General features: G+C 65.1%; 8 protein-coding genes. 5 read left to right on the top strand and 3 right to left on the bottom strand.

Annotated features, from left to right (window positions below):
• Nucleotides 1-166: 166 nt before the first annotated feature.
• Together ACFOOR_RS04455 and ACFOOR_RS04460 are read right to left on the bottom strand one after the other, a co-directional pair.
• Nucleotides 167-2,764 (bottom strand): TonB-dependent receptor domain-containing protein, encoded by a 2,598-nt coding sequence (locus ACFOOR_RS04455; protein ID WP_343165024.1) that lies wholly within the window; start codon nt 2,762-2,764, stop codon nt 167-169.
• Between the two features lie 79 nt (nt 2,765-2,843).
• Nucleotides 2,844-5,621 carry a hypothetical protein gene (locus ACFOOR_RS04460; RefSeq protein ID WP_343165023.1) on the bottom strand — a complete coding sequence of 926 codons (2,778 nt, stop codon included), beginning with the start codon at nt 5,619-5,621 and terminating at the stop codon, nt 2,844-2,846.
• A 522-nt stretch (nt 5,622-6,143) separates the two neighbouring features.
• Between ACFOOR_RS04460 and ACFOOR_RS04465 the strand changes: the two genes are divergently transcribed.
• From ACFOOR_RS04465 to ACFOOR_RS04485, 5 genes are all read left to right on the top strand, one after another.
• Nucleotides 6,144-7,382, top strand: coding sequence for a type III PLP-dependent enzyme (locus ACFOOR_RS04465; RefSeq protein ID WP_343165022.1), 1,239 nt, complete (start codon nt 6,144-6,146; stop codon nt 7,380-7,382).
• A gap of 120 nt (nt 7,383-7,502) precedes the next feature.
• Nucleotides 7,503-8,549, top strand: coding sequence for a 1,9-bis(guanidino)-5-aza-nonane synthase (locus tag ACFOOR_RS04470; protein WP_343165021.1), 1,047 nt, complete (start codon nt 7,503-7,505; stop codon nt 8,547-8,549).
• Nucleotides 8,550-8,661: 112 nt separating this feature from the next.
• Nucleotides 8,662-9,732, top strand: a complete 1,071-nt coding sequence (locus ACFOOR_RS04475) for an aromatic ring-hydroxylating oxygenase subunit alpha (protein ID WP_343165020.1) — start codon at nt 8,662-8,664, stop codon at nt 9,730-9,732.
• A 19-nt stretch (nt 9,733-9,751) separates the two neighbouring features.
• Nucleotides 9,752-11,038, top strand: a complete 1,287-nt coding sequence (locus tag ACFOOR_RS04480; protein ID WP_343165019.1) for an amino acid permease — start codon at nt 9,752-9,754, stop codon at nt 11,036-11,038.
• Between the two features lie 95 nt (nt 11,039-11,133).
• Nucleotides 11,134-11,784, top strand: coding sequence for a MarC family protein (locus ACFOOR_RS04485; RefSeq protein WP_343165018.1), 651 nt, complete (start codon nt 11,134-11,136; stop codon nt 11,782-11,784).
• A gap of 289 nt (nt 11,785-12,073) precedes the next feature.
• Here the strand turns inward: ACFOOR_RS04485 and ACFOOR_RS04490 are convergent, their stop codons facing one another.
• Complete coding sequence (locus tag ACFOOR_RS04490; protein ID WP_343165017.1) at nt 12,074-12,244, bottom strand: hypothetical protein; 171 nt, start codon at nt 12,242-12,244, stop codon at nt 12,074-12,076.
• Between the last annotated feature and the right edge of the window lie 119 nt (nt 12,245-12,363).

The following is a 12,363-nucleotide window of genomic DNA, read 5'->3' on the forward strand; positions in this document are numbered from 1 at the left end:
CGTCCACTCCAGCCTTTTGAAACCGGTGCGCCCATATGCGATGCCGAACCCCGTTCGATTGGCGCGCAAAATATGACGCCCGGGCGTCACTCTCGTGACGCCCGGGCTTCAGTTTCTTGACGACTCTTCTGCGGATTTGTGACAGCCCCGAAGGGCCGTCACGATCCTAGAAGTGCGCGGTCAGGCTGACCTGGAAGGTCCGGCCGCGCTCATAGGTGTTGAACTCCGTCTCACCGATCGTCGGATTGATCTGGAATTCACGGTGGTCCTCGTCGAGCAGGTTCCGGGCGCCGGCCTGCACGGTGAAGGATTGCCCGTCGATCTCGAAGTCCCGGCGGTAGTTCAGATCAAGCTGAATGCCCGGGGCTTCGATCACGTCCGGCAGTTCCGCACCCGGCTGCGTGAGACCACGCTGCAGGATGCGGTCGTCCACCCAGTTCAGAAGCAGGGTGAGCTGTTCGACATCGGTTTCCCAGCCGAACTGCGCGTTGACGATATTCTCCGACGTGCCCTGAAGCTGCGAGCCGTCCAGATTGTAGAGGCTGGCAGGACGCAGCGATCCGGTGATCGGGTCGAACACCTGGTCGTTGGCGCCGGCCTGAACCTCGGAGTCGGTGAAGGTGTAGTTCACCGAGAAGCGCCAGTCGCGATCCTGGAACCACTCGATGTCGAGCGGCATCTGGAAATAGGTGCGGTATTCGAGCTCGACGCCCTGCACCGTGGCTTCCGGCGAGTTGATGAAGGTGGTCTCGAACACGAAGGTCGAGGTCGAGAACTGCACCTCTTCGATCGGATCCTCGAGTTGCTTGTAGAAGCCCGCGACCGTGATGAACTGGTCCCGGCCGAGATAGTATTCGAGGCGCGCATCATAGTTGCGGATCGTGGAGTCCACGAGGCCGCTGTTGCCGCGATACAGACGCTCCGATTCCGGATCGAAGAAGGCCGAACGGGCCAGTTCGCGGAATTGCGGACGCGCGATCGTCTCGGAGTAGCCGAGGCGAAGCTGAAGGTCGTCCGCGAAGTTCCAGGTCAGGGTCGCCGCCGGGAGAAGATAGTCATTCTCGAGCAGCGAGCCGGCCCCCAGATTGCCGAAACGGTCGAAGGTCTGGACCGTTTCCGTGGCATCTTCATAGCGCACGCCGATCGTGGCGCGGATGAAGCTGGTGATGTCGATATTCGCCTGGGCGAACAGCGCATCAACGTCCAGCGACGCCGCGTAGGAGTCGTTCGGCGTGGCGATTTCCTGAAGCACGAAACGGTTCGGATCGATGTTGTCCGGCGAGAACAGATAGTCCGGACGCGCCCGCTGCACGTCGTCCGGCAGCGAGTTGCCGCCGGCGAAACGCAGGGCCGTGAAGTTGAACGAACGGTCGGTGGACGAGGTATCGCCGCCGACCATCAGTTCGAGCTGACGCCCGTCCTGCCAGTTGATCGTGTAGACGGCTTCACCGCCGAAGCTGGTGATGTCGTCGGTCAGATCGGAGAAGGCGATCGAGTAGTTGTTCGCCACCGAGTAGAGAATGTCGCCATTCGCGTCGATGAAGCGGCGAAGCGAGCGCTGGTAGGGCGCATCGCGGGACGCCTGGGCGGTGGCCCCGCGCCAGCGCAGTTCCAGATCGCCGAACGTGTGTTCGCCCGACAGCTGGAACATGGCCAGTTCGCGTTCGTACCAACCCGAGGACTCGTCCCACACCAGACCGGTCGCCCCTTGCGCGTTGAAGTCGCGCCCGGTGTCGATCTGCGTCTCCTTCGACGTGGTGTGCACGTAGAAGGTGGTCGCCTGGACTTCGTGATTGTCGGTCGAGGCCGAAAGCGAGGCGAGGCCGTTGACGGTGACGTTCAGCGACGTTTCCGTGGTGGTGAAATCGTTGCCGATGATGTCGCCGAGCACGAACTGGCGGCGGGCACGCTGGGTTTCCCAATCCTGGGAATAACCGGCCGCGGCCACGAAGCCGACTTCGAGATCCCCGACATACCAGGCATCTCCGCCATCGATGCCGAAGGAGGAATTCGGACGCAGATCGCCCGACTGGATGACGCTGATCGGCGAGTTGAGCAGGCTTTCGCCCGCCGCTTCGATCTCGGCATCGGTGCGGGAAGAAAGCGGCTGGCTGCCCTGCAGGTAACCGCGCAGCACGCGCGGCACTTCGCGAAGGCCGTTATCCCAACCGGTCCAGTCCCAGTCCGAACCATAGTGATAGATGCCGGTGTTTTGCGTCGTGTACGTGTTGTAGCTGGTACCCACCGACACGTTGAGGAAGCCCTCGGCCGGGAGGCGCAGCGTGCGCAGGTCGATCAGGCCGCCGCCGAATTCCGCCGGATAGTTGGAGGAATAGGTCTTCTGCACGGAGATCGTGTCGAGCACGTCCGACGGGAACAGGTCGAGTGGAACGGTCCGGCGCAGCGGCTCCGGGCTCGGCAGCGGCGAGCCGTTGAGCAGAGCGGCGGAATACCGGTCGCCGAGACCGCGGACATAGGCGAACCGGCCGCCGACGATGCTGAGACCCGACAGGCGGGTCAGCGCGATCGCGGCATTGGAGTCGCCCGAACGGGTCAGGTCTTCCGGCGTGATGAAGGAGGCCACTTGCGCGGTCTGGCGCTGCGGTTCCGGGATGTATTGACCGCGGACGACAACGACGTCGTCAGGGGTCGAGGCGGCGGCATCCGGCGTATCCGCCGTATCCGCCTCTTGCGCGAGCGCGGCAGGCGACAGGAACATCGTCGTCGCCAGCAGAGCCCCGCTGAATGAAAGTGCGCGTCTCATGAAATCTACCCTTTGATCTGATGACTGATGACCCCGGCATCGGACGGGCCGGATTGCTCCGGCCCGTCCATTTCCGGTGTCAGCAAGGGCTCGAGGCTTCGAGACCGCAGGACCAGTCCGCCCACCAGCGATCCTGGTTGTTCTGGACCGCACCGGCGTAGGTGGTGGTCATGAACCAGGGATCGACGGAGTTCGGGTCGATCGCCGTCACGGCCGTCTCGTTGGCACCGTTGATGAAGGTGCCGGTGAGGGTCGAGGCGCCGATGACATTGTTCGGGTCCGCGGAGATCGCACCGCTGGCGGCCGCGGCGTCGGAATTGCCCGTGGCAACACCGCCGTCGCAGTCGAACAGCACCGAGTTGAAGCGCGGATCGGCCTGGATGTTGTAGCCGGCGACGCCGTCACCCGCGGAGCTTTCCCAGCGGAAGCACTGCTTTCCGAAGTCGACCACGCCATTCATGTAGCGGCCGACCGTGCCGGTGTTCAGACGCCACGCATTGGTCCGGTTACCGACCAGGGTGAAGTTGGCGACCATCGGGTTCGACGGCAGCACGCCCGGAGACACCGAGGAGGCTTCGTTGATGTTGTCGCCGCCATTGGCCCGCTGGGTCACGATCGCGAACTGGATGCGACCATTGTAGCCGTTGTCGGTATCGATGGAGTCGTCGTCATTGCCGGTCAGGACCAGGTAGCGGACATTCACGCCGCCGCCGAAGAATTCGACGCCGTCATCCGAGTTGTTGTGAACCTGGATGTTGGCGACATTCGTGCCCGAGCCGACGCCGGCGAAGGTGATGCCGTTCAGCTCATTGCCCTGGGTGTTGATCGCGAAACCGGCGAACTGCACGCGGGTGAAGGTCAGCGAACCGGAATTGTCGTTCGCCGTCGCACCGCCGTAGAGCGCATCCGGATTGGTCACGCCTTCCACGATGTTCTCGCAGGCCACCGTGCCCGGCGTCGCCGCGTCGCGGCAACGGTTGATCGGCGCACGACCGAGGATGACGAGGCCGCCCCACTCGGAGATGGCGTCGGTGCGGTCGCCCGGCGCGTTGGTCACGTCGGCTTCCGAGGTCATGATGACCGGGTTGGTGCGCGTGCCGTTCGAGAAGATCTGCGAACCGCGGTTCACGACGATGTAGTCGGCGCCGCTGTCACCGAAGAGGGTGACGCCCGATTCGATGGTCAGCGAGCCGGCATCGCCGCCCTGCGCCGTACCGTCGGCACCAACGTCGATACCAATGTCGACGCGGTTGACGATCTCGTAGAAATTGCCGCGCGTCAGGCGGATGTCATCGGTGATGACGCCCGTGATGCGGCAAACCGTCGTACCGTTGATGTCGAAACCGGAGTCGGTCGTGCCCGTCGGGCAGGTCGCCGGCGGGAACAGGCCGACGGTCCAGCCAGCGGCCCAGTTGTTGGTTTCGGTTTCGGTCGGCGAGAAGGCGCCGGCATAGTTTGCCGGCTGGAAGAAGAGATCGATCGTCGACGGATTGACCGCCGTGATGCCGCTCTCGACCGGGCCCGGGAAGAAGGTCGCGGCCAGCGAGTTGGCACCGACCAGATTGTTCGGATCGGCATTGACCGCACCGCTTGCCGCAGCAGCGTCGGAGTTGCCGGTGTTGAGCGCCGTGCAGTCGAACAGGACCGACTGGAAGCGCGGATCATTGGCCTGGCTGTAGCCCGCCTGGCCGTCACCGGCCGAGGCTTCCCAGCGGAAGCAGGGATCGCCGAAATTCACCACGCCGTTGACGTAGCGGCCAACCGTACCCGTGTTCAGGCGGAAGGCGTTGGTGCGGTCGCCGACGAAGGTGAAGTTCGAGAAGGTGGCATTCGACAGCGGCGTGACGCCGGGGCCGACCGAGGAGGCTTCGACGATGTTGTCGCCGCCATCGGTACGCTGGCGCACCACGACGAACTGGTTGCGTCCCTGGAAGCCGTTGTCGGTGTCGAGCGAGTCGTCGTCCGCACCCGTCACGACCAGGTAGCGGCCGTTCACGGTGCCGCCGAACCATTCGATGCCGTCGTCCGAGCCGTTGTGGACCTGGACGTATTCGAAGGTCGTTCCCGAGCCGACGCCGGCGAGCGTGATGCCGTTCAGCTCATTGCCCTGGGTATTGATCGCGAAACCGGCGAAGCGGACCTGCACATAGCGCAGGATGCCCGAATTGTCCGCCGCGTCGGCACCGCCGTAGAGCGCGTCCGGATTGGTCACGCCTTCCACGATGTTCTCGCACTGCGCGGTACCGGGCGTCGCCGCATCGCGGCAACGGTTGATCGGCGCCTGGCCGAGAATGACCATGCCGCCCCATTCGCCGATGTTCGAGCCGCCATCGTCATTGGTCGGATCGTTGTCCGCGCGGCGCTCGATGTCGTTCTGCGAAGTGAAGATGATCGGGTTCGCGGCATTGCCGTTGGCTTCGATCTGCGAGCCGCGGTTCACCACGATATAGTCCTGACCGCTGGTGCCGAAGATCGTCACGCCGGGCTCGATCGTCAGGCGGGCAGCGGTGCCGCCGGCCGTGCCGGTCGCGCCGACGTCCGAACCGATGTCCAGACGGCCGTCGATTTCATAGACGACGCCGGTTTCGTTGCGCAGCGTCAGATTGGTCAGGACCGCGCCGGACACGACGGCAACCGTGTTGCCGCCGACGGCGGTCGCGCGGCAGGTGAAGCCGGTCGGGCAGGGCGCGGCACCCGAACCGCCGCCACCGCCACCGCCACCACCGCCGCCACCCGGGGGCGTGCCCGGATTGGTGACGCCAGGCGATTCAATGCTGGAACCCTGCGAGCAGGCTGCGACCAGCAGCCCGGTCGCGCAGGCCAGCGCGAGTCGTTTGTAAGAGAAGGTGTGCGGCATGGGTGTCCCCCGGATTGATGGCGCAAAAGCAACACTTCGCCAGCGGCCATGACGCGCCGCTCGCGAAATCGCCGCGAAACAATCCGAGATTTGCTACACGGGGATGACGGTTTCGCATCACACATGTCACGGAGTGGACAAGGAAGTGTCACATACCCCTCCGGCGCGAATGCTTACATGTTAAGTTATTGAAACTATGTGTATATTGAGCAGCGTGACGGCGGCAACACAGCGCTGAATTCGACGGTGAATTTTTGGTGTCAGAGCCGCAACGGAACGGCGACAATTCGATTTCAGTTCCGTGTCACAGCCTCCGATCCGGGATCATTTCCGGATCCGGCACATTCCCGTCACATTGCGCGTTATGCCTTGTCGGGACTGGGGCGGCTTCGGCCATGCAGGGACAGGGAAGTACCGCATCGTTTTCCTCTTTACACCGGGTCCGGAAAACCCTATTTCCGCAGTCCCGGCGGAGGTGACGATGCCGGATTGGGTTAACTGCCTCACAGGGGGTCTCGTGCGTTGGAAACGTACCACTCGCCCCTGGACCTGGTCCGCCGTCGGCTTTCCGAGGGTCCGGTCGCGTGCGCGCGCCCTGACCGTCTGGCCGTAGCGGCCCGCTGGTTCCAGGACAATTTCTCCGGAGAGACGCTTTACGCCGTCAAGGCGAACCCGTCTCCATGGGTCATCGACGGTCTTTACGCGGCCGGAATCCGCTTTTTCGACGTCGCCTCGCTCGACGAGGTGCGGCTGGTGCGCGAGCGCTGTCCGGGTGCGACGGCGGCTTTCCTGCATCCGGTGAAGAGCCGCGATGCGATCCGCAAGGCGTATTTCGACTATAACGTCCGCATCTTCGTGCTCGACTGCGAAGCCGAGCTCGACAAGATCCTGACCGAGACCGAACACGCCCGCGACCTGACGCTGATCGTCCGCATCGCCGTGTCGAATGCCGGCTCCGCCCTGCCGCTGGCCGGCAAGTTCGGCGCCAGCGCCTTCGACGCGCCCGACCTGATCCTGAAGGCCCGCGGCGTTGCCGCCGAGCTGGGCATCAGCTTCCATGTCGGCAGCCAGTGCATGGATCCGTCCGCCTACCGCGCCGCGATGATGGAGGCGAGCCGCCTCATCGCGCGGGCCGGCGTGACGGTCGACATCGTCGATGTCGGCGGCGGTTTCCCGTCGATCTATCCGGGCCTGATGCCGCCGCCGCTGGAAGACTATGTCGCCGCGATCGAGGCCGCCTTCGAGGAAATGATGGTCCTCGAGAACGCCGATCTGTGGTGTGAACCGGGCCGGGCCCTGGTCGCGGAATCGACCTCGATCCTGACCCGGGTCGAACTGAGGAAGGGCGACGCGCTCTACCTCAATGACGGCTCCTATGGCTGTCTGTTCGACGCGGCGCACGCCAAATGGCCCTTCCCGATGCGGGTCTGGCGCGAGACCGGCGAAGTGGGCGGCGATCTCGCCCCCTACCGCCTGTTCGGTCCGACCTGCGATTCGATGGATTCCATGCCCGGCCCCTACGACCTGCCGGCAGACATCCGCGAAGGCGACGTCATCGAGATCGGCATGCTCGGCGCCTATGGCACCGCCATGACGACCCGGTTCAACGGTTTCGGCCAGGTCGAGACCGCCGCGGTCCGGGACTTCCCGTGGCAGAGCCTCTATGACGGCAAGCGCAAGCCGCAAACCGTCCACCAGACCGCTTCGGTGCTCGCCTTCCCGCGCGCCAAGCGCCGCAAGCAGCGGATGCGCCGGCGCTAGTCCGGCTTCCCGCATCACCCCGCCTTCGTCCCGCCCGGCCATTCCGGGCGGGACGCAGCGGTCTTTTTCATGCTAGGGGGCGGGCCACCCGACCCACGAAACGACAGGTATTGAACAACCATGACTGAACGGTCGAACGAGAAAGCCAAACTGCTCGAGCATCCCGTCGAGCACATCGACATCGCGTCCTTCGACGGACGCGTCATCATCGACGCCTGGGAGAAGATGTCCTTCACCTCGCGTGATGCCGCGCGCGCCGCGCGCATCCTTCAGGCCGCCGTGGCCGACCCGGATTGCTCCGTCATCCTGACGCTGGCCGGTTCCACCTCGGCGGGCGGCTGCATGCATGTCTGGCGCGACATGGTGCGCAACAACATGGTCGACGCCATCGTCTCGACCGGCGCCGCCATCGTCGACATGGATTTCTTCGAAGCCATGGGCTTCAAGCACTACCAGGCCCGGGAGGTCCCGGACGACCGCGTGCTGCGCGATCTCTATATCGACCGCATCTACGACACCTATATCGACGAGGAAGAGCTGCAGGCCTGCGACCATGCCACGCTCGAAATCGCCGACATGCTCGAGCCGGGCCCGCGCTCCTCGCGCTCCTACATCAAGGCGATGGGCAAATGGCTCGCCGACGGCAATGCCAAGAAGCCGGGCTCGCTCGTCCAGGAATGCTATGAGCACGGCGTGCCGATCTTCTGCCCGGCCTTCTCCGACTGCTCGGCCGGCTTCGGCCTGGTGAAGCACCAGGTCCAGCGCATGAAGGCGGGCAAGCCCTATCTGTCGATCGATTCGGTGGCGGACTTCCGCGAACTGACCGACATCAAGATCAAGGCCGGCACGACCGGCCTGTTCATGGTCGGCGGCGGCGTGCCGAAGAACTTCGCGCAGGACACGGTCGTGTGCGCGGAAATCCTCGGCGAGGACGTGCCGATGCACGCCTATGCGGTGCAGATCACTGTCGCCGACGTGCGCGACGGCGCCTGCTCGTCCTCGACGCTCAAGGAAGCCTGCTCCTGGGGCAAGGTCGATGTGGCGCTGGAGCAGATGGTGTTCGCCGAAGCGACCACGGTCGCCCCGGTCATCGTCTCGGATGTCTTCTATCGCGGCGCCTGGAAGACCCGTCCGCGCCACCGCTATGGCGACATGTTCAACGACTAGAACACGTCCTCCGTTTACGGACGATCACGGCCGGAGCCTTCGCTCCGGCCGTTTTCTTTTCTGCAATCAGCTTTTCCTTGCCGCTGCCCGCCGCCGCGCCTAGCGTCCGGCCATGGACGATCACGCATCACCGCGCCGCGACGGGCTGGAACAGAAGCCGCTCGAGCAGGCCTCCGCCCTGCCCGCCGAATTCTATTCCGGCGCGGCCTGGCACCGCTTCGATAGCGACCATCTGCTCGCTCCGGGCTGGCAGGCCGTCGCGCCGGCCTCGGCGCTGGCCGCACCGGGCGACCACATCGTCCGCGAGCTGGGTGGCAAGCCGGTCGTCATCGTGCGCAAGCCGGACGGCGCGCTCGCGGGCTATTTCAACATCTGCCGCCACCGCGCCGGCCCACTGGCGCTTTGCGACGGCAAGGGCGCGAAGCGCCTGCGCTGCGCCTATCACGGCTGGATCTATGACCTGGACGGCCGGCTGAAAGTCGCCCCGGAAATGCAGGATGCGGCCGATTTCGACCACCGCGAGATCGCGCTCTGGCCCATCGACGTTCGCGAATGGCAGGGCATGGTCTTCACCAGCGCCGGAAACGGTCCCGACTTCGACGCGGTCATCGGCGATATCGGGGCACGGCTAGACCCCTATCGCCTCGGCGGGATGCGCCACCATTCGTCCCGCGTCTACACCGTCGAGAGCAACTGGAAAGTCTATGCCGACAATTATCTCGAGGGCTATCACGTCCCGGTCCTGCACCCCGGCCTCAATGCGCTGATCGACTACCGGGACTACCGGATCGAACTGTTCGACTGGGGCTCGATCCAGGTCTCGCCGGTCAGTGGCGACACCGGACCCTATGCGAAGGGCGAGGCGCTCTACGTCTTCCTCTTCCCCAACACGATGCTGAACATCCTGCCCGGCCGCATGCAGACCAACCGCATCGTCGCCGACGGGCCGGACCGCTGCCGCGTCGAGTTCGACTTCTACTACACGCCCGGAAACGAGGCCCGCGCCGCCGAGGACGACGCCTTCTCCGACAGCGTGCAGGAAGAGGACCGGCTGATCTGCCAGCACGTCCAGAAGGCGCTGGAGACGGGCGTCTACGAGCCGGGCCGCTACTGCCCGGCGCAGGAAACCGCACTCTGGCAATGGCACAATTATCTGCGCGGAATCTACGCGCAGGCCGGCTGACCGCCGGCGAGGGGGACACATGCGCGACGCGAACACGGCCCGGCCCAGGCCGCTCGGTTTCTGGGCCGTGTGGTCGCTGACCGTCGGCGTGATGATCGGCTCGGGCGTTTTTCTGCTGCCGACCGTGCTCGCCCCCTATGGCCTCCTGAGTTTCGGCGGCTGGTTGATCACAGGCGCGGGATCGATCGCCATCGCCCTTGTCCTCGGCCGCCTGGCCAGCCGGACGAAACGTACCGGCGGCCCCTATGCCTTTGCGCACGATGCCTTCGGCGACCTGCCCGGCTTCCTCGTCGGCTGGGGCTATTGGGCCTCGGTGTGGACGGCGACGGCCGCGGTCGCGGTCGCATTCACCGGCTATCTCACCGTCTTCATTCCCGCGCTGTCGGACAATCCGATGGGACAGGCCGCAGCCGCGCTGGTCCTGATCTGGACACTCACCGGGGTGTCGATCCGCGGCACGCGCGAGGCCGGCCTCGTCCAGCTGGTCATGACGATCCTGAAACTCGTCCCGCTCGTCGTCATCATCCTCGCGGGTCTCGTCTTCGGCGATGCCGCCAACCTGCCCGAGCTCAATCCGTCGGGCGGACCGGTCCTCGGCGTTCTGGCCGCCTGCGCCCTGCTGACCATGTGGGCCTTTGCCGGCATGGAGGCGGGAACCATTCCGGCGGGCGAAGTTACAGACCCGGAACGGACCATCCCGCGCGCCGTGGTCGCCGGGGTCGTCGTCACCACCCTCGTCTATATCGCCGCGACGGCGGCGGTGATGCTGCTGGTTCCGGCCGCGGACCTTGCCGTGTCAACATCGCCCTTCGCCGACGCCGCGCGCAATCTCGGCGCCTGGGGGCCGATGATGATCGCTGCCGGGGCGCTGGTCGCCACGGCCGGGTCGATGAACGGCAATATCTTCATTTCCGGACAGATGCCGATGGCCGTGGCGCTCGACCGGCTGGCACCGAAAGTCTTCGCCCGGCTGAACGCCCAGGGCGCGCCCGCCTTTTCGCTGATCGCGGCTTCGACCCTGTCCTCCATCCTGCTGATCGCGAACTACACAAGAGGCCTCGTTGCGGCCTTCACCTTCATGCTGATGATCTCCACGCTGATGACGCTTGCCCCCTATCTCGTCAGCGCGCTGGCCGAATTCCGGCATTCCTGGCGTTCGTCGCGGGCCTGGACCGGGCTCGCACTCGCGGCGGCGCTCTACTCGTGCTTTGCCATTCTCGGCTCGGGCCTTGAAGTCATCGCCTGGGGGCTGGGTCTCGTCGTCATCGGCATCCCGGTCTTCTATCTCGGGCGGCAGAGGGACTGAGTTAAAGCAAACCGGAATTGCCCCGACGCGGCATCGCCATTCCCGCCCGGTCATGATAGGCGGCGGTTTCATTTCCGACCCGCAGGACCTACGCCATGACCGGCTTCGACATCGCACTGCTGAGCGCCAGCTTCGTCACCTTCTTCGTCGTCATCGACCCGATCGGCGTTGCGCCGATCTTCGCCGCGCTGACCGACCAGTCGAGTGCAAAACACCGCCGCGCCATGGCCATCAAGTCGGTGCTGATCGCGACCGGCGTCCTGCTCATGTTCGCCTATCTCGGCGAATGGCTGCTGGGCGCGCTGCACATCAGCCTCGACGCCTTCCGCGCTGCGGGCGGCGTGCTGCTCTTCCTCATCGCGCTCGACATGATCTTCGAAAAGCGCACCGAGCGGCGCGAGGAGCGGGTCGAGAACATGGCGCATGAGGACGGCACGCCGATGACGTCGGAAGAGGACATTTCCGTCTTCCCGATGGCTATCCCGATGCTGGCCGGTCCGGGCGCGATCGCTTCGGTCATGCTGTTCATGTCGGGCGAAGGCGCGACCGTCGGCGGTCAGCTCGCCGTCCTTGGCGGGCTCGCGGCCAACCTCGTCCTCTGCCTTGTCATCTTCCTCGCCGTCGGACCGTTGATGAAGCTGATCGGCGACACGCTGGCGGCGATGATCACCCGCATCCTGGGCGTCATCCTCGCCGCCCTCGCCGCGCAATTCATCTTCGACGGCATCGCCGGCGCGCTGCTCTGAGCGTTTCCCCTCCCCTCGAAGGGGAGGGACGCGAGCACCGACCTTCAGGTCGCCGGAAGCGGGGTGGGGTGAGCCTTCCCGGATTCTCTCTCTGGGGTTCCCGCGATCCCCGCATTCGCGGGGACGGGCATTGGAAATCCGTAGCTGGGTGCGAGCTTCAGGTCCCCATTTTCATGGGGACCCCATCAACCTTTCAACTGACGTTTCCCGGACGGCGCAGCCGATCCGGGATCCCGATTGGACCCCGGTCTTCGCTTCGCGAAACCGGGGGGCGTCGGAGGTGGCGAGCCTACCCCGCCACCGGCATGAAATGGACCCCGAGGAAATACGGCCAGATGAGCAGGCCCAGCAGACCCTGCCAGAAACCCAGATTCAGATAGCCGATCGAGAACAGCCAGCCGCCGAACCACAGCATGCCGATACCGCTATGCTGTTCGATCGAGATCTTGCGTTCGTTCATGTCATCCCTCCTGTTGGTCCCGGAAGGCTAACACGAGTTCCGGGAAGGCAGCGTGCGGGATCGTGCCGCACGCCGTCTCCTGCCGCGAAAAGGGCGGCCCGCATGAGCCGCCCCCTACC

This window comes from Hyphobacterium vulgare (genome assembly GCF_042643335.1).
GTDB lineage: Bacteria > Pseudomonadota > Alphaproteobacteria > Caulobacterales > Maricaulaceae > Hyphobacterium > Hyphobacterium vulgare.